The sequence below is a fragment of the Polaromonas sp. P4_F9 genome (genome assembly GCF_056401235.1).
The window spans coordinates 100,324-123,799 of record NZ_JBFUJT010000012.1 but is presented as its reverse complement, the minus strand read 5'-3'; the positions used below and the strand labels follow the sequence as shown (position 1 = coordinate 123,799).

The following is a 23,476-nucleotide window of genomic DNA, read 5'->3' as shown; positions in this document are numbered from 1 at the left end:
GCCGTCTCGGCGGCCACCCTGACTGAAAGTACCTGAGTACCTGTTCCCTGATGCCTGGAACAGGGCGCATGAGGGCTCAACAATTGTTAGCTTGAAGTAAATAATGACATAACCTGAAATGTTTTAAACGCACTGGGCAATCGTTAAAGTTGTCGGCAGGACAACTCACAACAGCCCAGGACATTTCATGAAAACCTACAAGATCGCGTGTATTCCCGGTGACGGCATCGGCAAGGAAGTGGTGCCGGCCGGCCAGACCGTGCTGCAAGCGCTGGCCGCCACGCAGAGCAAATTCAAATTCGATTTCACCTCGTTCGACTGGGGCGGCGACTATTTCCGCCAACACGGCGTGATGATGCCGGACAACGGCCTGGATGCGCTGCGCGGCATGGACGCGATTTTGTTCGGCTCCGCCGGCGACCCGCACATCCCCGACCACATCACGCTCTGGGGCCTGCGCCTGAAGATCTGCCAGGGCTTTGACCAGTACGCCAACGTGCGCCCCACGCGCATCCTGCCCGGCATCGACGGCCCCCTGAAGCGCTGCAAGGCCGAAGACCTGAACTGGGTCATCGTGCGCGAAAATTCCGAGGGCGAGTATTCGGGCGTTGGTGGCCGCGCCCACCAGGGCCATCCCATCGAAGTGGCGACCGACGTCTCCATGATGACGCGTGCCGGTGTGGAGCGCATCATGCGTTTTGCCTTCAAGCTGGCGCAGTCGCGCCCCCGCAAGCTGCTGACGGTGATCACCAAGTCCAACGCCCAGCGCCATGCCATGGTGATGTGGGACGAGATTGCCCTGCAGATCTCCAAAGAGTTTCCGGATGTCAAATGGGACAAGGAACTGGTGGATGCCTCGACGGCGCGCATGATCAACCGCCCGGCCTCGCTCGACACGATTGTTGCGACCAACCTGCATGCCGACATCCTGAGCGACCTGGCCGCCGCACTGGCCGGCAGCCTGGGCATTGCGCCCACCGGCAACATTGACCCCGAGCGCCGCTATCCGTCGATGTTCGAGCCGATTCACGGCTCTGCCTTCGACATCATGGGCAAGGGCCTTGCCAACCCGGTGGGCACCTTCTGGTCCTGCGTGATGATGCTCGAGCACCTTGGGGAGCCCGAGGCCGCCAGGGTGCTGATGGAGGCGGTGGAAGCCATCACCGCCAACCCGGCGCTGCATACCGGCGACCTTGGCGGCAAGGCCACGATGGCACAGGTCACCGACGCCGTCTGCGCGCGTTTTGCCGCGGCCCCGGTGCGCCAGGCGGCGTGACAGGCCTGGCCTGGCAGGCCAGACGGTAAGGACCTGACTGGCCAGTCTGGCCTGATGGATGACGAGATGGCAACAATCAACAGGAGACAAACCATGAAACAGCTTTTAAGTGCAATCGGCCTGGCCTTGCTGGCCCCGCTGGCCCTGGCGCAAGGCGCTCCGGCAACCGCCGGGCCCGGTTGCCTCGACAAGAACGTGCTGTACTGGCAGGCCTTTCCGCCTGGCGGCGAGTCCGACCTGTCGGCACGGCATCAACAGGTTGTGCTGAAGAAAAAATGCCCTGCCATCGACACCATCATCCAGTACAAGGCCGGTGCGGGGGGCGGGCTGATGTGGGGCCAGATGAACCAGTTGCCGGGCGACGGGCTGAACGTGGTTGGCATCAACCTGCCGCATATCGTGTTCCAGCCGCTGGAGGGACAGGTGCAGTACAAGACGCAGGACATCACGCCGGTGTTCTGGTTCCACTACACGCCCGACATCCTCGTGGTGCCCGAGTCCAGCCCGATCAAGACTTTTGCCGATTTCCTCAGTGCGGCCAAGGCCAAGCCCGGCCAGCTCAGCCTGGGTGGCTCGGGCCTGAACTCGGCCAACCACGCGGCGCACGAACGCCTGAATGCGGCTTTCGGCGTCAAGACCAACTACATCCCCTACAAAGGCACGGGTGACATGGCCACGGCGGTGATCGGTTCCCAGGTCGACGGTGCCATGACCTACACGCCGTTTGCCATCAGCAACAAGACCCGCCTGCGGCCGCTGGCCGTGGCCATGGAAAAACGCCACCCGCTGATGCCCGAAGTGCCCACCTTCAAGGAGCTCGGTGTGGACTGGGTCGATGGCGCCTACCGCGGCATCGGTGTGCCCAAGTCAACCCCGCCCGAAGCGCGCAAGCGCCTCTCGGACCTCTGGGCCGCCATGAACAACGACCCTGAAATGAAGGAGCTCGCGGCCAGGAGCGGGTTCGAGCTGGTCAATGTCGGCGCCGATCAGATGGACGCTTTCATGAAAGACAAGGTGCGCCTGTACACCGAGGGCGCGCAGCGGCTGGGTCTGGGCAAGAAGTAGGCCGGGCCGGCCGCTGGCGTCGGCCCCCCCCGGAAGGCGCTTTTTGCTGGAGGGATGGCTCGGCGCGGGGTAATTCACTTTTAACCGTGGTGCGGTGTTACAGGCGAGTTACGGCGGCACAATGACGGTCTGGGCGGGACAGCGAGCAGTGCCGGAAAGCAGCGCTGTTCAATCAACTGCCTTCCAATAACCCGCAAGAGACATCCGAATGACCGCACCCAACCCCGCCTCCCAGCCGCGCCAGTTTCTGGAGCATCTCTACCACGCGGCAGTGCAACGTGCGCTGCCTTTGCACAACACGGCCGCGTGGCTGCCCAAGCCGCCCAAGGGTCGGACGATCGTCCTGGGCGCCGGCAAGGCCGGGGGCTCCATGGTGCAGGCCGTCGAGGCCCTCTGGCCTGCTGATGCACCGCTGGAGGGGCTGGTGGTCACGCGCTACCACCATATTCCACCGCGACCTGCGGGCCTGAAGCAGCGCATCGAACTGGTCGAGGCGGCGCACCCGGTGCCCGATGCGGCGGGCCTGGCGGCTGCGCAGCGCATCCTGGCCATGACGCAGGGCCTGACTGCGGACGACCTGGTGCTGTGCCTGATCTCCGGTGGCGGCTCGTCTCTCTTGACCTTGCCCGCCGAGGGCCTCACGCTGGAAGAAAAGCAGCGCATCAACAAGGACCTGCTGAACAGCGGCGCCAACATTGGCGAGATGAACTGCGTGCGCAAGCACCTGTCGCGCATCAAGGGCGGGCGGCTGGCCGCGGCCTGCGCGCCGGCGCGCGTGGTCACGCTCACCATCAGCGACGTGCCGGGCGACGACCCCTCGATCATTGCCAGCGGCCCGACCGTGCCCGATGCCAGCACCTGCGCCGAGGCTGTGGCCATCCTCGCGCGCTACGGCATCGCGATTCCGGGCGGGCTCATGAGTCTGCTGGAGCAGGGCGCGCTCGAAACGCCCAAGCCCGGCGATGCGGCCTTCAACGGCCATGAGGTCCACATGATTGCCACGCCGCAGCAAAGCCTGGAAGCCGCCGCCGCCGTTGCCAGGGATGCGGGGCTGACGGCCTACATCCTCAGCGATGAAATGGAAGGCGAGTCGCGCGAAGTCGGCAAGGTGCATGCGGCACTGGCCCGCGCGGTGGCGCTCAAGGGCCAGCCTTTCCAGAAACCTTGCGTGATTTTGAGCGGCGGCGAAACCACCGTCACCATCAAAAAGCAGCCTGACGGCACCCCCAAAGGCAGGGGCGGGCGGGCCGGCGAATTCTGCATGGGGCTGGCGCTGGGGCTGCAGGGGCAACCGGGCGTGTATGCGCTGGCCGCCGACACCGATGGCATTGACGGTGTGGAAGACAACGCCGGCGCGTTCGTCGCACCCGACACCCTGGAACGGGCGCTGGCACAGGGCATGAAGCTGAACCAGTACCTGGACCGCAACGATGCCTATGGCTACTTTGAGCCGCTGGGTGACCTGGTCATCACCGGGCCGACGAATACCAATGTCAATGACTTCCGGGCGATGCTGATTTTGTAGGCTGCGCCACGAGCTTCTTCGGGTTCGCGTCACGGACGCGTTAAAGTGCAGGCTGGCCGCATAAGGAAGCTGCATGTCCATCGACAAACACACACCGCCACCCGCAGGCACCCATGACAAGGCCTCGATCAAGAACACGATCGAGAAGGTCAACCGGCAGGTCAAGATGCTGCGGACCTTCGATGTCTCGGTCGCACGGGATGGCTGGGACTCGGGCATGGAGGCCTTGCAAAAGAAAATCAACGCTACCCTTGCCGACAGCTTCGGCGTGGGCACACCTGAGTACAGGCAGTACGCCGTGGCGACACAGGACTTCTTCCTGGACAAGACCTTCGGCGACCGCTACTCGGTCGAGGAGCGCCAGCAAAAAGTCAAGCATGGGATCGATCGGGCCATCGCCCATCTGAATGCGGCCAAGAAGCTCCTGACGGAGCGTCTTGAGGGCCGGGCCGCTGCCGCGCCGGCGGCGGCTCCGGCTGCAGAGGCGGAGCCACCCCCACCGCCGTCGCCGCCACCACCACCACCCGCACAGGCGCCGGTGTCTGCGCCCACCCTGGCACCGTCGCCTGTACCGACGAGCGCGCCGGCGGCGGCTCCGGCTGCAGAGGTGGAACCGCCACCACCGCCGCCGCCACCCGCACAGGCGCCAGTGGTTGCGCCCAGCCCGGCACCGTCGCCTGTACCGACGAGTGCGCCGGCGGCGGCTCCGGCTGCGGAGGCGGAACCATCACCGCCACCTGCACAGGCGCCGGTGTCTGCGCCCACTCCGGCACCGTCACCTGTACCGACGACCGCGCAGACGCCTTCATCTCCCGCTGTTACCATGATGCCCATGTCCAAAGCCGATCCCGATTCCGCTTCCTCTTCCATCACAGCGCAGCAAGCCGTGCCCGGCGGACGCGTGGCCGTCCTGGGCTGGGGCGGCGACGACGCTGCGGGCCAGGCGTGCGAACTCCTGGAGCAACTGGGACTGGAGGCGGCGGTACTCGACGCCGTCTCTGTCGATCAACTCGAGGCGCTGCGCAACGTGGCGTTCCTGCTGCTTCTGCCGGGCGACGACCCCGACGCACCGGCAGCCATGCTGGCCATCGGATTCATGCTCGCCGTGCTCGGCCGCAGCCGCATCGTCTGCCTGCTGTCCGAACAGGGTGCATTGCCGGCCGCCTTGAAGGGCGCGACACGTATCACGGTCGACGACACGGGCTTGTGGCGGCTGCTGCTGGCGCGCGAGATGAAGCGGGCAGGCCTGGACGTGGACCTGAACCGCGCCATCTAAGGACTCAGCGTTGCGGCAGGGCTCCGGCGCAGCCTCTCTCTTATTCGCGCAACTGCTGGATCTGCGCCGGAATCTCCCAGGCGAACATGCGACGCATCGTTCGTGCGTTGCGGCCAGCGAAGATGCGCACCTCGTCGTACTCCTCCATGATCGGAGTCTCGCCTCGCGTCATCAGGTAGCGCTGCACAAGGCTCCTGCCGTGCCACTCGGCGATCGAGGTATGGTCGAGCGGTCAAGTCCCGTTTCGCAGTCGCCTCGGCCAGACCCATAGCCTGCTTCGCCTTCGAGCACGTTAGCGAGAGTCACTGCAAAGGTGGTCGCGTTGCCCTGGAAGAATGCCAAGGGCGTGCCGGGCCAGTGGCCCTTTTCGTTAGCCAGGGCTCTGGTCTCGTATACCGCCGTGCATCGCAAGTCATAGGTCGGTGCGACGTTAATGCCCGCAGGAGGTTGTCGCCTTGCCAGTCAGAATGTTGAACACCATCCAGCGGTAAAACTGCAGTCGCGCTGCTGCCCGGGAGAGCCCATGAGCGCTGCTCATGCGCCGTAGCGAAACCCGGCGAGAAAGTAGGGTGCAAAAAGGTGGAAAATCATCGCTTTCCTGAGGTGGTCGCGGTGTTGGCGCTCTTCGTCCCGTGCTATCGTCGTGCCGTGCCGCGGAGGCGAAGCACGAAGAGGAAGAGCTCGCCGTTGTGGCGAGGTGCCAGGAGGACCCAATAGAGTTTGCCATGAGTCAAAACTTCAAAGCAGTCCTGAGGCCGAACGTTTCAAGGTTTTCCTTGGGAATCGGCGTACTTTACGCCGCGCTTGGGGTTCTCTGGATTTTCGCTTCAGACACTTTTGTCACGTCCATTTCTGTCGGCCCTGTCTGGCTGGCGACGGCCCAGCGCTATAAGGGCATCTTCTATGTTCTGAGCACCTCCCTTGGCCTGATTTTCCTGGTCAACGCGGGCTACAGGCGGCTCTTCGATGCACGCAACCGGGCTGAAGCCATGGAGCTGCATGCGCGCGATCTGTTCGTGCAACACCCAAAGCCGATGTGGGTGTATGACCAGGAGACGCTCGGTTTCCTGGCCGTGAATGAGGCTGCCACGCGGTATTACGGTTATTCGCATGATGAGTTCCTGCATATGAACCTGAGGGACATACGCTCGGCAGAAGACTTGCCGCTCCTGCTCGCAACCAAGCAGGACGTCTTGGAGGGACCGCACGACATGGGTGTGGTACGGCACCGCAAGAAGTCCGGCGAGGTCGTCTTTGTTCACCTCACCTTGCATACGGTGCAGTTCCTGCAGCGCAAGGCCGCCATGGTGATGGCCATCGACGTCACGGCAGCAAAGCAACACGAGGCGCAGCGTGCGGCGAACCAGCTTGAGCTGGAGCGGCTGGTGGCGGAACGAACGGCCGAACTGGTGCGCGTCAATGCCGAGCTCGACGCGTTTGCAAGAACTGTCGCGCACGACCTGAAGTCACCGCTGGTCTCCGTGGTCGGGTTCACGCAGATTCTTCAGAAGCGGTATGCCGCTGTGCTGAACGAGGACGGTGCCAAATTAACCGCCCGCATCGAACGTTCGGCCAAGCAGATGGCCAGCCTGGTCAATGACCTGTTGTCCCTGTCACGGGTTTCCACGACGATGCTGAACATCGTAGACGTGGACCTCGTTCCCATCGCCCAAGACATCATGGAGGAGCTTCAGCACCAGGAGCCCCATCGCAAGGTGCGCTTTGAAGCGCCCGCATCGTTGCATGTGCGCGCAGACGCCGGCCTGGTGCTACCACTGCTGGCCAACCTGCTGGGCAACGCCTGGAAATTCACCGGCAAGCGCGACGATGCGCACATTCGGCTGCTGGTGGATGCAGAGGGGGCTGACGTGATTGTTCGGGTTCAGGACAACGGTGTTGGCTTTGATGCGCGGAACACCGAACTGCTCTTCAAGCCATTTCAACGTTTCCACACTCTGAGCGAGTTCAGCGGAACCGGCATTGGGCTGACAACCTGCCAGCGCATCATCGCCCGGCATCACGGGAGGATTTGGGTGGAATCGACGCCGGGCGAAGGCACATCGGTGTTTGTGACTTTTGCGCCGGTGCTCAAACAGCTACCTGCTGAGTGACGGGCTGTGGCTCACGAATGCCCTGCATGGCGGCTTCACAGTGTCGCGGCACTGGAGCAAGCGGTTTGAGTCTGATCCCGGTAACCGGTGGATGCGGCAGACGATTGTGGCGCTGTTTTCCGAAGGCTGAGGTCCCGCGGTTATCAGTTATCAGAACCCAGCCGGATGCGGCGTCTGGTTTGCGGGGGGCCTTTGTTCAAGCTGTGCGAAGCTGAAACGCCGTGAATCCGGAATCCGGCTACTACCTGTCGCGCCCACCGTTCTTTCTCGTTTCAGTTCTATGACTCGAAGACCTTGGGCTCTTCGGTCAGGCTGTAGCGCGTGAAAACACGGTTAAGGGCCGGCAGGGGGACCACATCCATTTCCCTGGCGGCCGGTTCCATGATGACCATGGCAACCGTTGCCGAGAGGTTTTCATTGCTGCCAGGCCGCGGTGGGCGGCAAACAGCGTAGGGAGCGCCAAAATTGTCGAAAAATGCGTCTTTCAAATCCTGGCGGCCAAGCTTCTCTTTTTTATTCAGCAACTTGCGCACACGCCAGTCCCGGTAGTGGCTGTCCGGCGAATTCGACAAGCCCTTGTCGACCAGTTTGCTTAAGGCGACCGGGCTCATCCAGTGATTGGCATGGACGATCAGGTTGTCGGGGCCGGGATAAATAGGAAACGCCTCATTGGTGGTGCATTCAAAATCGATGCCGAAGCCCTCTGCCATGCCCAGCATGATGTTGTTCGAGCAGGATTTCGGCGTGGTGGCCACCGCTTTCATCGCCAGTGAAAAAATTTCCTGCTCCAGCACTTTCCGGCGAATCAGTGAAAGCGGAACGCCCAGTTGCTGGAAGTCGCGATCCGACTCCAGGTAGTTGGCCGTGATGGAAACGCCTGCGCTGTTGAAGCCGCTGCGGGCAAGGCCGCCGGCCTCCACAAAGGTCAAAAAATCAGGCCCGTTGTCGTTACGCACGCGCAGCACGACGGACGTTTCCACGCACTCGGCGCGCCAATCCCAGTTTTGCCCGTGAAGCAGGTTCCCGCTTGCTGAGCGCTCAGGCAGTATCAATGCACCGGTGCAGCCGTCGCCGGGCTCCAGGTCGGCCTGCTTGACCTTTTCGGCCCGTGCCTTGGCGAGTACTTCGGTGCGGGCATTGATCATCACAATGTCCTGGAAGTCGACGCCGGCCCCTTTCGCAATACCGCGCATCTCGTCCAGGTAATGAGGGGCGAAGCCTTCTATTTCCTTTGCAAAATACGCAATCAACTGCGAGCGGGCACTATCGCTGTAGCCAAGGTCTATCAGGGTCTGGCCATAAAGACGCGCACTGGCGCGCACGCGGTCAGCGGCCTGCTGCCCGTATTGCAGCCCGCGTGCATGGGGCGCACCCGAAACTGACACAAAAGGAAATTGCTGTAGGGTAGTCATGTGCAAAGCTTGTGAGGTTGGAGACCTGCCAGTCCGTTTGTGCCACGCGAACGGCAGGCAGTCTGGCTATACAGGAAAGCAGGGGAGGCAGGAGAAGCAGGGGAAGCTGGAGAAAACCGTCCGGAAGGGCGCGGTCACCGATTTCGACAGCGCCGCGACCCGAAGGCGCCGCTGCCGCTGTTTTGGCAAACTGGGCCCCGGCCGGGACGCTGCTCTCTGCTCTCTCTGCTCTTTGCTATTTACTGATCCGGGTATTCCAGAGGAGCGGCTTGCCTTCCCATACTGAAAATCCGGTGACACGTTTACGCACCGCCCATGAATCGGTAACGTTGTACAGAACAACGAGCGGCGTTTTGGCCATCATCAGGGTGTGCAACTGGTCGAACAGGACCTGGCGTTTTTTCGGATCGGCTTCGGTGAAGCTCTGGTCGATCAGTTTTTGCGCGGCCGGGTCATCCCATACCTTGCGCGGCTGCTTTTCCTTCTTGCCGGAGAACTGCTCGTAGCTCAGGGCCGGGTCCAGGCGCGAGGAATAGGTGAAGGAGCTCATCTGGTAGTTTCCGCTGTTGTAGCGGTCCAGCTGGGTCGCCCATTCCAGGACTTCTATCTGTGCGTTGATGCCGACGGCCTGCATCATGGCCTGGCTCATCACAGCGACCGAAAAGCTCGGCACATGGGCGCGCTTGTTGGCCTGGATCACGATGGGCTGGCCCTTGTAGCCGGCTTCGCGCAGCAGCTGCCTGGCCTTGGCGGGGTCGTAGCGGTAGCCTTTTTTCTGGGCCGCGGTGTAGTAAGCCGAGGTGTCCTGGATGGCCGAGTTGTTGACGCGGGCCAGGCCTTCGGACGAGGCCGCGACGATCTGGTTCATGTCCAGCGACAGCGCGATCGCCTGGCGGATTTTTTCGTCTTTCAGCAGCGGGTCGTTGGTCTGCATCAGCAATGTGTTTTTGCCGGCGTCAACGGCCGCCACCACGCTGAGATTTTTGTTGCCCTTGAGCTCCTGCACATCGGACGAGGTGATCTGGCCCGCGTCGATGGCGCCGGACTGCAGGCCGGCCTTGGAGGTCGACATGTCGGGAACGGTCAGGAACTTGACCTGCTCGACTAGGGGCTTCTTGAGGCCGAGGTAGCCGTCGGGCTTGGTGCCGGGTGGCGACTGGTAGTCGGCAAACGCGCTGAGGGTCACATACTCGCCGCGCTTCCATTCTTCGAACTTGAAGGGGCCGGTGCCTATGGGTTTGTCCCAGCTGCCGTCTTCCTTGACGGATTTTTTGTTCAAAATGGCCGTCATGCCGCAATCGGTACGCGCCAGGTTGTCGAGGAAGACCGCCGAGGGGCGGTCCAGCTGCATCACCACTGTCTGCGCGTCGGGCGCCGTCACCGACGTCACCTTGATGCCGGAGCGGCCATCGAATTCGCTGAGGCAGCGCCAGTCGGTTTTGGGGTCGGTGTAGCGCTTCCAGCTCCACAGCACGTCGGCCGAGGTCATGGGCTCGCCATTGTGGAACTTGACGTTGGTGCGCAGCTTGAAAATGTAGGTCAGGCCGTCGGGGCTGGTGACAATCGAGCGCGCCAGCAGCGGGCCGACGGTGCCGTTCTCGTGGTAGCCGACCAGGCCTTCGACGATGTTGAGCACCACGCCGTCGGTGGTGTTGTCGCGGTTCACGCCGGGATTGGTCGAGCGGATGTCGGCCGGCTGCGCGACCACGATTTGCGCCGTCTGGGCCTGGGCCGCGGTGCAGGCCGCCAGCACGGCGGTGCTCAGAAATTTCAATCGCATCGAAAGCATGGGAAGCTCCTTAAGAATCGGAAATCGAACGGAAAGAGGTTGAACAGGGGGTTACAAGGCAGGTTGCAGGGCAGGTTGCAGGGCGCCCGCTGGCGCATCGGCTTCGTCAAAACGCCACTTGAGCTGCATGCCGCCCTGGCCGGTGGGCGTCAGCGCGGGAATCGCCGAGAGCAGCTTGCGCGTGTAGGCATGCTGCGGACGGTCGAAGACCTCGTCGCGGCTGCCTTGCTCGATGATGCGGCCGGCCTGCATCACGATCACGCGGTCGGCCACCTGCTCGACCACGCCGAGGTCGTGGCTGATGAAGAGGCAGGCAAAGCCGTGCCGCTCCTGCAGCTCGGCCAGCAGCGCCAGCACCTGGGCGCGCACGGTGACGTCCAGCGCGGACACCGGCTCGTCGGCGATCACAAAGGCCGGCTCGCGTATCAGCGCCCGGGCAATCGCCACGCGCTGGCGCTGGCCGCCCGAGAGTTCATGCGCATAGCGCGCTGCGTGCCTCGGCTCCAGCCCGACTTCGTCGAGCATCTTGGCAACACGTGACTGCCGTTCGGCCGAGGAAAGGCCAGGCACCAGCCGCAGCCCTTCGCCGACCAGCTGGCCTATGCTCATGCGCGGGTTCAGCGAGGAATACGGGTCCTGGAACACCATCTGGCAATTGAGCCGGTAGTCCAGCCAGCCCGCGTCGCTGCGCGCAATCGAACGCCCGCGAAAACGGATATCGCCCTCGGTCGGCTTGATCAGGCCGGCAATCGCGCGGCCCAGCGTGGTCTTGCCCGAACCGGAGCCGCCCACCACCGCGACGATTTCGCGCGGGCGCACCACCAGGTCTATGCCGTACAGCACGCGCTTGGTCGTGGCCTTGGCAAACAGCCGGCGCTTGGCCGGATAGTCGAACACCAGGTTGCGTACTTCGACGACGGGCTGCCCGTCGGCAATCGTGCGCGCCGCCTGCCGGCGCGGGATGGCCTCCAGCAGCTTGCGGGTGTAGGCTTGCGACGGGCCGGCCAGCAGGGCGGCGGTGTCGCCGGCCTCGACGACTTCGCCCTGCTGCATGACGATCATGCGCTGGGTGTAGCGCGCGACCATGGGCAGGTCGTGGCTGATCAGCAACACGGCCGTGTTGTGTTCGCGCGTGAGCCCGACCATGAGTTCGAGCACGTCGCGCTGCACCAGCGCGTCCAGCGCCGTGGTCGGCTCGTCGGCGATCAGCAGCGCGGGCTCGAGCAGCATGACTGAGGCCAGCATCATGCGCTGCCGCATGCCGCCCGAGAATTCATGCGGCCAGGCGGCCAGCGCGGCCTGCGGGTCGGTGATGCCGACGCGCGCCAGCATCGCCAGCGCCATCTCGCGGCGCGCGGCCGGTGTGAGTTGGGGTCGGTGCAGGGCCAGGCCTTCGTCGAGCTGGCGGCCAATCGTCATCGACGGGTTGAGCGAGGTCATGGGCTCCTGGAACACCATGCCGATGCGCGCGCCGCGCAGCGCGCGCAAACGCGCATCGCCGGCCGCCGCCATGTCTTCGCCTTCGAACAGGATGCGGCCCGCGCTGCGCACCAGCGGCGGCGGCGTGAGGCCCATGATGGCCCGGGCCGCCTGGGTCTTGCCGCTGCCGGATTCGCCGACGATGCCGACGATTTCGCCGGGCGCGACGGTGAAGGAGACATTGCGAACGATTTCGCGGCCGCCCTTGCCGATTGATAGGCTCAGGCCGGAGACATCCACCAGATGCGTCATTCGATACCCCTCATGCGCGGGTCCAGCAGGTCGCGCACCGCGTCGCCCAGGAAGTTGATGCCCAGCAGCGTGAGCGCGATGCACAGGCCCGGAAAGATGGAAAGGTAAGTCGCCTGCGCCATGAAGGGCCGGGCCGCGGCCAGCATATTGCCCCAGGTCGGCGCCGGCGGGGGCACGCCCAGGCCCAGGAAGGACAGCGAGCTTTCCGCGAGGATGACCCAACCGAACATCGAGGTTGCGAGCACCGTGAGCGGCGCCACGCAGTTGGGCAGCACGTGGCGGAACATGGTGTAGAGCTCCGAATTGCCGAGCACGCGCGAGGATTCGATGAACTCCTTTTCGCGCAGCGACATCACCGTGCCGCGCACGATGCGCGTGACCGACGGCGTGTAGGCCAGGCCCAGCGCCAGGATGATGCCGTACTTGTTGGCGCCGAAGACCGCCAGCAGCGCCAGCGCCAGCAGCAGGCCTGGGAAGGCCAGCAGGGCATTGATGAAGGCCATGACGATGCGGTCGGTCCAGCCGCGCACAAAGCCGGTCAGCACGCCTATGGCCGTGCCTATGGTGATGGAAAACAGTACCGTGAGGAAGCTGATCCACACGCTGTTGGACGCGCCGGCCATCAGGCGCGAGAGCTCGTCGCGGCCGAACTCGTCGGTGCCGAACCAATAGGTTGAGCTGGGCGGCTTCAGGCGCGCCGAGAAATTGATCTTGAGCGGCTCGTGCGGCGTCCAGAAGAAAGCCAGTACGGCCGCCGCGAGCATCAGCCCCACGATGATGAGGCCTATCAGGGCCTGCGGACTTAAAAACTTTTTCATTCCGCGAGCACCCTCGGGTCGAAGATCGGATAGCAGAGGTCGATGACCAGGTTGGTGACGACGTAGATCACGGCGACCAGCAGCAGGCAGCCCTGGATCACCGGGTAGTCGCGCGCGAAGATCGCGTCGACCAGCAAGCGGCCCAGGCCGGGGATGGTGAAGACAGTCTCGACAACGGCCACGCCGCCCAGCAGGTTGCCCAGCACCAAGCCTATCAACGTCCAGGTCGGGCCGAAGGAGTTGCGAAAGGCGTGGTGCAGCAGCACCGCGCGCTCCGACAGACCTTTGGCCCGCGCATGGGTGATGTAGTCCAGCCGCAGCACCTCCAGCGTGCTGGCCCTGGCCATGCGGATCAGCACGCCGATCTCATGCAGGAACAGCGTGAGGATGGGCATCAACAAATAAAGCAGGCCGGACTTCCAGTCGCTCATGATGGAGACATAGCCGACCACGGGTAGCCATTCGAGCTTGAGGCCGAAGAAGAGCAGCAGCAACAGGCCCAGCCAGAAGGTGGGAACGGAGACCAGCAGGGTGGCCGTGCCGACCAGCATCAGGTCGGGCAGGCGGTTTTGCTTCCAGGCGGCGATCATGCCGGCGGGCACGGCGACGAGGGTGGCGAAGAACACGGCAATGATCACAATCTGCGCGCTGACGAGAAAGCGGCTCAGCACCAGGTGCAGCACGGGTTCGCCGGTGTTGATGGAAACGCCGAGGTCGCCGCCCAGCACGTGGCGGCCCCAGATGGCGAATTGCACCGGCCAGCTCTTGTCGAGGCCGAGCTGGGCGCGCAGGTCGGCCAGCCGGACCGGGTCGGCGAGGTCACCGAGCAGCAGCTGCGCCGGATCGCCGGGAATCAATCGGATCAGTACGAACACGGCCACCGCGACGATCAGCAGCGTCGGTATGGCCATGGCGAGACGGGACAGCGCAAAACGCAGCATGATGGCTCTTCCGTTGTCAGTGGAGTGGCTGAAGTGGTGAAATGGTGAAGTGACTGAGGCCGCTTAGCGGCTGGCCGCCCGCAAGCGGCGCAGCGTGGCGGCAAAGAAGTCCTGCACCTTGTCCACGCAGGCCAGGCCGTTGTGCGGCACGTTGTCCACCAGATCCAGGTGCACCTGCACGCCCGCTGCCTCGAAGGACTTGCGCAGGGTTTCCAGCCGCTCCGGCCGGGTGCGCCCGGCATCGTTGGCGCCGGGCATAAAGAACTTGCCGCCTGCCTGGTGGGTGATTTCCCAGGTTTCCAAATCGGCCTTGCCCGCCACCATGTGCACCGGCAAGGCTTTCAGCGCATCCAGGTTGAGCGGCTGGCCGAATTGGCGGGCAAAGTCGCGCACGCCGACCCACCAGTCCTGGTTGAAATCCAGCAGGGTGACCGAACCCGGCGCGCCGATCGACAGCGCCCACAGGCGCTCTGGATGCAGCAGGCCAAAGCGGTTGACGAACTGGCCGCCGCCCGAATAGCCGAACAGCGCGAACCTGGAAAAATCAGCGCCGAACTTGGTGGCGACTTCGTCCACCATATCCAGCAAGATCCGGTCGTAGCGGATATTGGCTTCCTGCAGGTGTTTGAAGCCGTCGCGGTTGCCGTCGCCTTGGGGTCCGGCGGGAAACAGCGGGCACAGCACGATGCAGTCGTTCCATTTGGCAAATTCGGCAAACGCATCGCGGTATTCGGTGAATGCGCGGCCCGTGCCATGCACGATCACGACCAATGCCTTGGGATGCTGCTCATTGCCCGACGTGGGCGGTGCGTAGGTGCAGTAGGAAAAGCGCGGGTCGCTGCGCGACGCAAAGATGGTGCTGTGGCCCAGGTCGTAAATCGCCTCGGCGCGCTGTGTGCCAAAGGCATCGGCGGGACTGTCGGCGCGGGCTGTCGGGGAGAGCAAGTCAGGCATAAATGGTCAGGTTAAAAAGGGCCATAAGGGCCATAAACCTGCACTGGACAGCGCTGCGCGTTAGCACAATTGCATGTCAAACAACAGGTTGGTGAGCCATTGTTCTCCATCCAATCTAAAAAATATATCCATATTTTGTTTTGCAATGCTAAAGTTATCCTTTAGTATTTTTGGGTCCAATTTTGGCCCAACAATGGGGTTTTTCCCTTGAGCACCATTCGATTTCTCAGGACCTTTCTGGCTGTGGCACAAGAAGGCTCTTTCGCCGCGGCCTCCGAGCGGGTTGCCTTGACGCAGGCTGCCGTCGGACTGCAAATGCGGGCGCTGGAAGCCGAGCTGAACACCGGGCTGTTTGAGCGGTCGGGGCGCGGCGTGCTGCTGACGGTGGCCGGGCGCGCCTTGATCGCCCATGCGGAAAAAATCATTGCCTGTTATGAGCAGATGCGCGAAGGCCTGGAAGAAGAAAACGAGATCGCCGGCACGGTGACCGTGGGTTCGACGGTTTCGGCCATGGGCCTGCTGTCCAACACGGTGGTCGCCATGAAGCCGCGGTTTCCGCGCCTGAATGTGCGCCTGGTGGTGCAGGAGTCCAGCGGTCTGGCCCAGAGTGTCATCAGTGGGGCGCTGGATGCCGCGGTCATGATCGAAGGCCCCCCGCTGGAACGCCAGGGCTTGCTGTGGACGCCGCTGTACGTGGAGCCCTTGACCCTGGTGGCCAGTTCGCTGGTGGCCGGGCCCGACAGCGACATCAAGAAGCTGCTGCGTGAAAACCCGTTTTTGCGTTTTGACCGCCGCACCCCCAGCGGTATCCGTATCGAGCAGACCTTGCGCAAACTGGGCCTGATGCCGCAGGACTTTCTGGAGCTGAGTTCGGTGTCCAGCATCATCGATCTGGTGCGCCAGAATGTCGGCGTCACCGTCGTGCCGCATTGGAGAAATGCCGACTGGGTGAACGACCCTACATTGCGCGTCCTGCCGCTACCGGGCCGTCCGGCGACACGGCAGATCGGCATGCTTGAGCAGGGGAAGCGTGAACACATTACGTCCGTGATCCGCCAACATCTGGTGAGTCTTCTTGCGAAGAAAGCGCCTCTCCAGTTAAAAAATTGAGTTTTTAATCCGCGGAATGTTGCTGCGCCCCGAATGTGTGCCCGGAAGCATCGCCGATGGCCGGGAGCTGATCTGCTCCGCGGCCAACAGTGGACTCAAGTCCCTTCAGGCTTGATCTCGGCGCGGGCGATCACGGGCTTCCACCGCGCCTGTTCGGACTTGATGAAAGCGTCGAACTCGGCGCCCGTATTGCCCACGGCCAGCGCTGTTTCCTGGGCCAGTTTTTCCTTGACCACGCTTCCACGGGCGGCCTTGATGGCCTCGGCTTCGAGCTTGGCAATGTGGGCCTTGGGCCACTTGCTCGGGGCCAGCAAACCGTACCACTGCGTCATCTCGAATCCCTTGAAGCCCTGCTCGGCCACGGTGGGAACGTCGGGCAGCTGCGGCAGGCGCTGCGAGGTGCCGGTGGCGATGCAACGGAGTTTTCCGGCCTTGATGAAGGGCAACAGGGCTGGCGCGCCGACCGACGCAGCCTGCAGCCGGCCGGCCATCAGGTCGGTCAGCATGGGGCCGGTGCCGCGGTAGGGGACATGCAGGACGAAGGTGTCGCTGACCAGCTTCAGGTACTCAAAGGCCAGGTGGCCTGCGCTGCCGTTGCCGGCAGAGCCATAGTTCAGCTTGCCTGGCTGGCTCTTGGCGTAAGCGATGAAGTCCTTGAGGTTTTTCACCGGCAGGTCGGGGTGCACCACATACAGGCTCGGTACCTTGGAGACCAGGGTGACGGGCACGAAGTCGCGGTTGGCGTCATAAGGCAGCTTGGCGAAGATGTAGGGGTTGATGGCCAGGGTGCCGATGTGGCCCAGTATCAGGGTGTGGTCATCGGTGCTGTTGGCAACTTCCTGCATCGCGATGTTGCCTGCCGCGCCTGGCTTGTTGTCCACAAACACGTTCTGGCCGATGGTCTTGGCCATTTCGCCGGCCACCGCCCGCGCGACGATTTCAGAGCTTCCACCCGGTGCAAACGGCACCACCAGGCGCAGTGGCTTGGCGGGCCATGCGGCCTGGGCGCGTGCCTGCGGTAGCCACAGGCTGGAGGCGGCTGCCGTGCCCGCGATGAGCAGGCTGCGGCGGTTGAAGGTCAAATCGGTCATGGGTTGTCTCCTGGGATTTTGGGAAATGKGGTCGCTATCGTGCCCTGGTGAACCTAACAATTGCCTTTCAGTCCTGCCGTGCCGTGGACACGATAATCTTCGACATGCGAATCCTGTTGGCTGAAGACGAGCACGCCCTGGGCGAGTGGTTGACCAAGGCGCTTGAACAAAGCGGTAACCGCGTGGACTGGCGTGACGACGGCCGCCTGGTGGAGCGTGCGCTGGTGGATCACGACTACGACGCGGTGGTGCTTGATCTCGGTCTGCCCGGCCGCAGCGGCAATGAGATCCTGCGCCGGCTGCGCGCCCAGGACAAACGCCTGCCGGTCCTGATACTGACCGCCCGTGACTCGCTCGCCGACCGGGTCAACGCGCTCAACGAGGGCGCGGATGATTTTCTGGTCAAACCGTTTGCGCTGGCCGAACTGGAAGCCCGGCTGACCGCGCTGGTGCGCCGCGCCCGCGGTAGCGAGCATCCGCGCTTTGCCTGCGGCCCGCTGCTGTTCGACACCGTGTCGCGCCAGTTCACCCTTGGCTCGGAGAACTTGCCGCTTTCGCCGCGCGAGCATGCGCTGCTCAAGGCCCTGATCCAGCGCAGCGGCGAACCGCTGTCGCGCCAGCAGGTGATGGACCGCGTGTTCAGTGACGAGGAAGACGTGCAACCCAGCGTGATAGACGTACTGGTGCACCGGCTGCGCAAGCGGCTTGACCACAGCGGCGTTCGCATTCAGACCTACCGGGGCTTGGGCTATGTACTGGAACTGGATTCGCCGGGCCAGCATTAGGGTCAGGCTGCTGGCCCTGCTGCTGCCCACGATGGCGCTGGTGACGGCGGCCAGCCTGTGGCTGACCCGTGCCGATGCCGTGGGTTCAGCCAATGCGGCCTACGACCGCTCGCTGCTCGGGGCCATCAAGGCACTGGACCTGAATGTCTCGACGGCCTCGGGTGGTTTGTCCGTTGAGCTCCCTTACCGCCTGTTCGAATTTTTCCAGCTCACGGCCACGGGAAACGTCTATTTCAGGGTGGCCACAGCCGACAGCCTGGTGGAAATCGGCAATCCCGATCTGCCGCCGCCGCCATCGGCCTTGCGGACAGGCCAGCCGATGTTTTATGACGCCACCTATTTTGGCGAGTCGGTACGTGTGGGTGCCTTCATGCGGCCCCTGGAGCAGCCCCTGAACGCAAGCGGTGATCCGCAACTGGTGATCCAGGTCGCCGAGAGCACGTCATCGCGCGAGCAGTTCACCGCCAGTTTCGTGCGGCGTGCGGCGTTGCGGGACGTGCTGCTGCTGGTCGTGATGGGCCTGGCGGTGGTGATGGGGCTGACGGTGGCCCTGCGCCCGATGACGCGCCTGGCAGCGCAAACGCGGGCCCGGGAGCTTGACGACCTGCGTCCCTTGCAAACGGGTGACTTGCCCAACGACATCCGGCCCCTGGTCGATGCCGTCAATCAGCAAATGGCGCGCACCGAGCAGCTGGTGGCCGAGCGCCGGGGCTTTGTCGACGATGCCTCGCACCAGCTTCGCACCCCGTTGACCATTCTGCGTGCCCAGCTCGACTATGTGCTGCGCGAGCCCGACCCTGCGCGGCGGCACCTGGCGCTGCAGGCGCTGTCCGAAGAACTGGGCAATGCCATCCGTGCCACCAACCAGCTGCTGACCCTGGCTCGCAGTGACGCGGCCACGCCGCAAAGGGAAAAGTTTGACCTGGGTGAACTGGCGCGGGAGGTGGCGCTGGAGTTGCTGCCCCTGGCGCGGGCGCGCGGCATCGATTTTGGCGTGGAAGTGCAGGCCGAAGCGCTTGAGGCTGAGGGCGACCGCAGCCTGCTGCAGCAGGCCCTGCTCAATATTGTCCACAACGCGATCCAGCATGGCCGCGAACAGGGCACGGTCACGTTGCAGGCGGCGGCCGACGCGCTGGGCTTCAGCCTGCAGGTCATCGACGACGGGGGCGGTATTGACCCCGAGGTGCTGGATCGAATCGGCCAGCGTTTTGTCAAAAGCCGGGGCAGTCGGGGATCCGGCTTGGGGCTGGCCATTGCCCGCTCGGTGGCCGAGCGCCACGGCGGCCGCCTGCGCATTGAGCCGACGCCAGCGGCCAACGGCACCTGCGTTGCAATATGGTGGCCCCGATCATGAAACGTTTCCCCGTCCTGCTGAGCCTGCTGTTACTCCTGCTGCTCTTGCTGCTGGGTCTTGCCGGCGCGGGGGCCCATGCGGGCGCGCTGGAGGGCGCGCGCTGCATCGCACCTGCCAAGCCCGGCGGCGGGTTTGACCTGACCTGCCAGCTGGCGCGCGCCACCTTGCAGGAGGCGGGCCTGACCCGCGCGCCGCTGTCCATTGCCTATCAGCCCGGCGGCATAGGTGCCCTGGCTTTCAAAAGCGTGGTGACGCAAAGGCCGGCCGATGGCCAGGCCATCGTGGCGTTTTCTTCGGGCTCGCTGCTGAACCTGGCGCAGGGCCGCTTTGGTCCCTACACGGCGCGCGACGTGCGCTGGATTGCCAGCCTGGGACTGGACTACGGCGTGATTGCCGTGCGCCGTGATGCCCCGTTCCAGACACTCGCTCAATTGATGAGCGCACTGCGTGAGTCACCGAACCGCATCGTCTTCGGTGCCGGCGGATCCATTGGCAGCCAGGACTGGATGAAGGCGGCGCTGCTGGCCCGGGCTGCCGGCGTGAGCCACAAGGTGATGCGTTTCGTAGCCTTTGAAGGCGGCGGAGAAGCGTTGACCGCGCTGCGCGGCGACCATGTTCAGGTCCTCGCCGGGGATGCCGCCGAGGTGGCCCGGCAGATCGATCAGGGCGCGCCGGTCCGGGTGCTGGCCGTGCTGGCGGCGGAGCGCCTGCCGGGTCGCTGGGCCCAGGTTCCCACCGCCAGGGAGCAGGGCTTTGACATTCGCTGGCCCATCGTGCGCGGGGTTTACCTCGGGCCGGCGGTCAGTGAGCGGGAGCAGCGCGAATGGGTCGACGCACTGGCCCGCGCGATGGCGCATCAGTCCTTTCCCCGTGAACTGGAACGCGCCGGCTTTCAGCCCGGCGGGCTGACTGGCGCGGCGCTTGACGCGCTCATCGACAAGCAGATCGCGGAATACCGCCAGCTCGCCCGGGAGTTTGGCGTGTCCCGCTGAGCTCGGGAAACGCTGGCCAGCGGCATGATGGGCTTTAAAACAGCCAGGGTAAAAAGCGTTTGCTTTCACGAGCGTAGGCGGCATACCCAGGATGCTGCTTGCGCATGCCGTGCTCCTCCAGGCTTGATTTCATGAACAGGACAATGGCCAGCATGGACCATGCACCCCACCCCAGAAAGGTGCTGGACGTCCACGCCAGCGCTGCCGCGCCCAGAAGGAGCGACGTGTACATGGGATGGCGAATCCACCGATACGGACCGGTTGTAACCAAAACGCCCCGAACCTTGGGCGCAGGGTGGATGTTGAAGTTTCCCGGCCTGTTGTGCATCAGCGCCCACGTGATGAGTGCGATGGAGATCCCCATCATCATCAACGCTCCCGCGGGAATATCGCCAAGCAGGATATCGCGTGCCGCTAACGCTGCCAGCACAACAAGCAGGCCGAATTGCAGAGTCACCAACAACGTGCCCATCAGATTTCGATTCAATGCTGATAACAACAGCATGTTCGCACTTTTCGCGCGAATGACGCAACAAGGCATGCCGGGTAGCACCGAAACATCGGTCACCCTCCGGGAGTGATCTTCGCCAATGAGATCGTCGACGGTACCGAGGACTTCTGGTAATCCTCTATCAATCGAAAGTGTTTGCAAGCCTAAACTTGCAGTTGAAGGAGACTTCAATGGCAGCACTGCGACCGACTCTCGTCGCCTTTGTGTTCCTGCTGATAAGTGCCAGCACTTACGCCTTCGACTTGCAAGGCCATCGTGGCGCCCGGGCGATTGCGCCAGAGAACACGCTTGAGGGATTCGCGCAAGCACTCAGCTATGGGGTAACCACCCTGGAGTTGGACATAGCGATAACCAAAGACGGTGTCCTGGTCATCTCTCACGACTCGGCGCTTAATCCCGACATCACCAGAGGACCCGATGGGAAGTTTCTGCAAGCTCGCGGTCCTGTCATCAGCAGTCTGACGTTTGATGAGCTCAGCCGATATGACGTAGGCCGTATCAAACCGGGCACACAGTACGCGCGGCTTTACCCGGATCAGCGTGGGATGGACGGCGTGCGAATACCCCGTTTGTCCGATCTTTTCGCATTGGTGAAGAAATCCGGAAATGACAGGGTTCGCTTCGCCATCGAAACCAAAGTGTCACCTCTGGCCCCACACGACACGATGGAGGTCGAGGCCTTCACCCGTGCCGTCCTCGGTTCAATCCGCGAGGCCGGGGTCGCGCCACGCAGCTCGGTTTTGTCCTTCGAATGGCGTGCCCTCCAGGTTGTGCAACGTGAAGCGCCCGACATCCCCACGGTGTACCTGACAGCCCAGCAGCGCTTTATGGACAACATCGAAGCCGACAAGGCGGGTGCTTCGCCGTGGACTGCCGGTCTGCGGTACAAGGACCACGGCTCTGTCCCGCGAATGATCAAGGCGGCCGGTGGCCACACCTGGTCGGCATACCACGGCGACTTGACCGCGGCAAAAGTGAAAGAGGCGCACGGTCTGGGCCTGAAGGTACTGGCCTGGACAGTCAACGACCCCGGCCTCATGGCAAGAATGATGGATATGGGGGTTGATGGCCTCTTGAGCGACCGCCCCGATCTGGTACGCGAAGAGATGAGGCGCCGGGGCCTTGAGTTACCTCTGTCGACCCCCGTTTTACCTTGAGGCCGTTTTGCCGCGGATACGGACCCGTTCACCGATGCGTAGGACCTGTCCAGCTAAACAGCTGTCATGCCGTCGCCGGAGTCTTTGAAACTGTCTGTCTCCGGCGGGTGCGTGACGATGGACTTGAGTTCGGGCCGCGCAGTGCGCAGCGCATCGATTGCCGGCTTCGGACGGCGCAGCGCTGGCGTGGCTTCGAACGCCTGCTCCAGCGCCTGGGCCGCCGCCATCAGCTGCGCGTCGCCGCGCAGGCGCCCGATGACCTGCAGGCCAAACGGCATGCCGTGTTCGTCGCTGCCGCAGGGCAGCGACAGGGCCGGATTGGTGGCCAGCGTGACCACATAAGTCAGACCCAGCCAGTGGTAGTAGTTGCGCATGGCCTGGCCGTCGACGTTGCCGGCGTACAGCTCCGTCCACGGGAAGGGCGTGACCGGCGTGGTCGGTGCGAGAATCAGGTCGTATTGCTCGAAGGCCCTGGCGAAGCGGCGCGCAATGCGGGTCTGCTCCAGGTGCGCCCAGGCCCGGTCGGCCAGGGTGATCGCTGCCGCGATATCCATGTTGGCGCGCACATTCGGGCCCAGCGTTTCGGGCTCTTTTTGCCAGGTCTCGGCAAAGGCGGCGACAAAACTTTCGGCGCGCAGGATGTCAAAGGCGCGGTCGGCGTCACCCAGCTGCAGGTCCACCGGCTCGCAGCTGGCCACCAGCGGCCGGATCGCCTCGACGCGCTCGCGGAACACGCGGCGTATTTCGGGGTCGACGATGCACAGGCCGAAGTCTTCCGTCGTCCCCACGCGCAGCGTTGAAAGATCAAGCTGCTGGAGCGGCCAAAATGCCGAGGCATCGACCGGGTAAGACAGCGGATCCCGCGCGTCGGGCCCCACACTGGCGGCAAACATCAGCGCGGTGTCAGCCACATTGCGCCCCATGGGGCCCAGCACCGAAATGACCGACCAGCCCAGGGGCCGTGCATCGTTGGCCACCAGGCCGGGCGAGGGGCGCAGGCCCACCACGCCGCACAGCGCCGCCGGAATGCGCAGCGAGCCACCGGTGTCCGAACCGGTGCACAGCGGCAGCATGTCGGCGGCCAGCGTCGCGGCCGAGCCGCCCGAGGAACCGCCGGCGTTGAGTGCGGGGTTGAACGGGTTGCCGGTGGCGCCCCAGACCGGGTTGCGCGTGTTGGCGCCTGCGCCCATGTCGGGCACGTTGGTCTTGGCGGTGACGATGGCACCGGCCGCGCGCAGCCGGGCCACCAGCGCGTTGTCGGCGCTGGGCACATTGCCACGCAGCCGCACGTTGCCATAGGTGGTGAGCAAGCCGGCCGTGTCCTGCAGGTCTTTCACGCCCAGGGGCAGGCCGTGCAGCAGACCCAGCGGCTCGCCGCGCATCACCTGCGCCTCGGCCTGGCGTGCGGCTTCGCGGGCACGGGTGAAGTCGGTCGCGCAGATCGCGTTGACCGCCGGGTTGAGGGCTTCGATGCGCGCAATGCAGGCGTCGAGCAGTTCCACCGGCGAGAGCTGGCGGCTGCCGATCAGGCGGCGCAGTTCAACCGCGGATTTTTCGACGAGCGTGGGGGCAGTCATA

Annotated in this window: 20 protein-coding genes; 10 read left to right on the top strand and 10 right to left on the bottom strand. The window is 63.9% G+C overall.

What is annotated here, in order from left to right:
- Positions 1 to 187 precede the first annotated feature (187 nt).
- The 4 genes from AC1DUB_RS12780 (at position 188) to AC1DUB_RS12765 (ending at position 5,142) form a co-directional block, all read left to right on the top strand.
- Entirely contained in the window at positions 188 to 1,276 is a 1,089-nt protein-coding gene (locus AC1DUB_RS12780; RefSeq protein WP_477729797.1) for a tartrate dehydrogenase, read from the top strand.
- A gap of 93 nt (positions 1,277 to 1,369) precedes the next feature.
- Complete coding sequence (locus tag AC1DUB_RS12775; RefSeq protein WP_477729796.1) at positions 1,370 to 2,341, top strand: tripartite tricarboxylate transporter substrate binding protein; 972 nt, start codon at positions 1,370 to 1,372, stop codon at positions 2,339 to 2,341.
- Positions 2,342 to 2,549: 208 nt separating this feature from the next.
- Positions 2,550 to 3,866: a glycerate kinase type-2 family protein gene (locus AC1DUB_RS12770; protein ID WP_477729795.1), complete on the top strand. Its 1,317-nt coding sequence runs from the start codon at positions 2,550 to 2,552 to the stop codon at positions 3,864 to 3,866.
- 73 nt (positions 3,867 to 3,939) lie between these two features.
- On the top strand, positions 3,940 to 5,142 hold the full coding sequence (locus AC1DUB_RS12765) for a hypothetical protein (protein WP_477729794.1): 1,203 nt from the start codon (positions 3,940 to 3,942) through the stop codon (positions 5,140 to 5,142).
- A 40-nt stretch (positions 5,143 to 5,182) separates the two neighbouring features.
- Here AC1DUB_RS12765 and AC1DUB_RS12760 read toward each other — a convergent pair whose 3' ends face one another.
- The gene (locus AC1DUB_RS12760; RefSeq protein WP_477729793.1) at positions 5,183 to 5,329 is read right to left on the bottom strand and encodes a hypothetical protein; all 147 of its coding nucleotides are present in this window, start codon (positions 5,327 to 5,329) and stop codon (positions 5,183 to 5,185) included.
- A gap of 538 nt (positions 5,330 to 5,867) precedes the next feature.
- Here AC1DUB_RS12760 and AC1DUB_RS12755 point away from each other — a divergent pair.
- Entirely contained in the window at positions 5,868 to 7,253 is a 1,386-nt protein-coding gene (locus tag AC1DUB_RS12755) for a sensor histidine kinase (protein ID WP_477729792.1), read from the top strand.
- A gap of 278 nt (positions 7,254 to 7,531) precedes the next feature.
- Here the strand turns inward: AC1DUB_RS12755 and AC1DUB_RS12750 are convergent, their stop codons facing one another.
- The 6 genes from AC1DUB_RS12750 to AC1DUB_RS12725 form a co-directional block, all read right to left on the bottom strand.
- Positions 7,532 to 8,665, bottom strand: a complete 1,134-nt coding sequence (locus AC1DUB_RS12750; protein ID WP_477729791.1) for a C45 family autoproteolytic acyltransferase/hydolase — start codon at positions 8,663 to 8,665, stop codon at positions 7,532 to 7,534.
- A 235-nt stretch (positions 8,666 to 8,900) separates the two neighbouring features.
- Entirely contained in the window at positions 8,901 to 10,454 is a 1,554-nt protein-coding gene (locus AC1DUB_RS12745; protein WP_477729790.1) for an ABC transporter substrate-binding protein, read from the bottom strand.
- A gap of 51 nt (positions 10,455 to 10,505) precedes the next feature.
- Positions 10,506 to 12,185, bottom strand: coding sequence for an ABC transporter ATP-binding protein (locus AC1DUB_RS12740; protein ID WP_477729789.1), 1,680 nt, complete (start codon positions 12,183 to 12,185; stop codon positions 10,506 to 10,508).
- Entirely contained in the window at positions 12,182 to 13,003 is an 822-nt protein-coding gene (locus tag AC1DUB_RS12735) for an ABC transporter permease (protein WP_477729788.1), read from the bottom strand. Before AC1DUB_RS12735 ends, AC1DUB_RS12740 begins: the two co-directional genes overlap by 4 nt.
- On the bottom strand, positions 13,000 to 13,944 hold the full coding sequence (locus tag AC1DUB_RS12730) for an ABC transporter permease (protein WP_477729787.1): 945 nt from the start codon (positions 13,942 to 13,944) through the stop codon (positions 13,000 to 13,002). Before AC1DUB_RS12730 ends, AC1DUB_RS12735 begins: the two co-directional genes overlap by 4 nt.
- A 63-nt stretch (positions 13,945 to 14,007) precedes the next feature.
- A complete protein-coding gene (locus AC1DUB_RS12725) occupies positions 14,008 to 14,898 on the bottom strand; it encodes an alpha/beta hydrolase (protein WP_477729786.1) in 891 nt (296 codons plus the stop codon).
- Between the two features lie 207 nt (positions 14,899 to 15,105).
- Between AC1DUB_RS12725 and AC1DUB_RS12720 the strand changes: the two genes are divergently transcribed.
- A complete protein-coding gene (locus tag AC1DUB_RS12720) occupies positions 15,106 to 16,008 on the top strand; it encodes a LysR family transcriptional regulator (protein WP_477729785.1) in 903 nt (300 codons plus the stop codon).
- A 95-nt stretch (positions 16,009 to 16,103) separates the two neighbouring features.
- On the opposite strand, the gene AC1DUB_RS12715 is transcribed toward AC1DUB_RS12720, so the two are convergent.
- Positions 16,104 to 17,099, bottom strand: coding sequence for a Bug family tripartite tricarboxylate transporter substrate binding protein (locus AC1DUB_RS12715; protein ID WP_477729784.1), 996 nt, complete (start codon positions 17,097 to 17,099; stop codon positions 16,104 to 16,106).
- 104 nt (positions 17,100 to 17,203) lie between these two features.
- On the opposite strand from AC1DUB_RS12715, the gene AC1DUB_RS12710 reads away from it, so the two are divergent.
- Genes AC1DUB_RS12710 through AC1DUB_RS12700 form a run of 3 tightly spaced genes read left to right on the top strand, consistent with a single transcriptional unit; the run spans position 17,204 to position 20,230 of the window.
- Entirely contained in the window at positions 17,204 to 17,884 is a 681-nt protein-coding gene (locus AC1DUB_RS12710) for a response regulator (RefSeq protein ID WP_477729783.1), read from the top strand.
- On the top strand, positions 17,850 to 19,238 hold the full coding sequence (locus AC1DUB_RS12705; RefSeq protein ID WP_477729782.1) for a sensor histidine kinase: 1,389 nt from the start codon (positions 17,850 to 17,852) through the stop codon (positions 19,236 to 19,238). Before AC1DUB_RS12710 ends, AC1DUB_RS12705 begins: the two co-directional genes overlap by 35 nt.
- Positions 19,235 to 20,230 carry a tripartite tricarboxylate transporter substrate binding protein gene (locus AC1DUB_RS12700; RefSeq protein WP_477729781.1) on the top strand — a complete coding sequence of 332 codons (996 nt, stop codon included), beginning with the start codon at positions 19,235 to 19,237 and terminating at the stop codon, positions 20,228 to 20,230. The genes AC1DUB_RS12705 and AC1DUB_RS12700 overlap by 4 nt, the downstream gene beginning before the upstream one ends.
- 34 nt (positions 20,231 to 20,264) lie before the next feature.
- On the opposite strand, the gene AC1DUB_RS12695 is transcribed toward AC1DUB_RS12700, so the two are convergent.
- A complete protein-coding gene (locus tag AC1DUB_RS12695) occupies positions 20,265 to 20,882 on the bottom strand; it encodes a methyltransferase family protein (protein ID WP_477729780.1) in 618 nt (205 codons plus the stop codon).
- 29 nt (positions 20,883 to 20,911) lie between these two features.
- On the opposite strand from AC1DUB_RS12695, the gene AC1DUB_RS12690 reads away from it, so the two are divergent.
- On the top strand, positions 20,912 to 21,898 hold the full coding sequence (locus AC1DUB_RS12690; protein WP_477729779.1) for a glycerophosphodiester phosphodiesterase: 987 nt from the start codon (positions 20,912 to 20,914) through the stop codon (positions 21,896 to 21,898).
- A 53-nt stretch (positions 21,899 to 21,951) separates the two neighbouring features.
- Here AC1DUB_RS12690 and AC1DUB_RS12685 read toward each other — a convergent pair whose 3' ends face one another.
- On the bottom strand, positions 21,952 to 23,475 hold the full coding sequence (locus AC1DUB_RS12685) for an amidase (RefSeq protein ID WP_477729778.1): 1,524 nt from the start codon (positions 23,473 to 23,475) through the stop codon (positions 21,952 to 21,954).
- Position 23,476 lies beyond the last annotated feature (1 nt).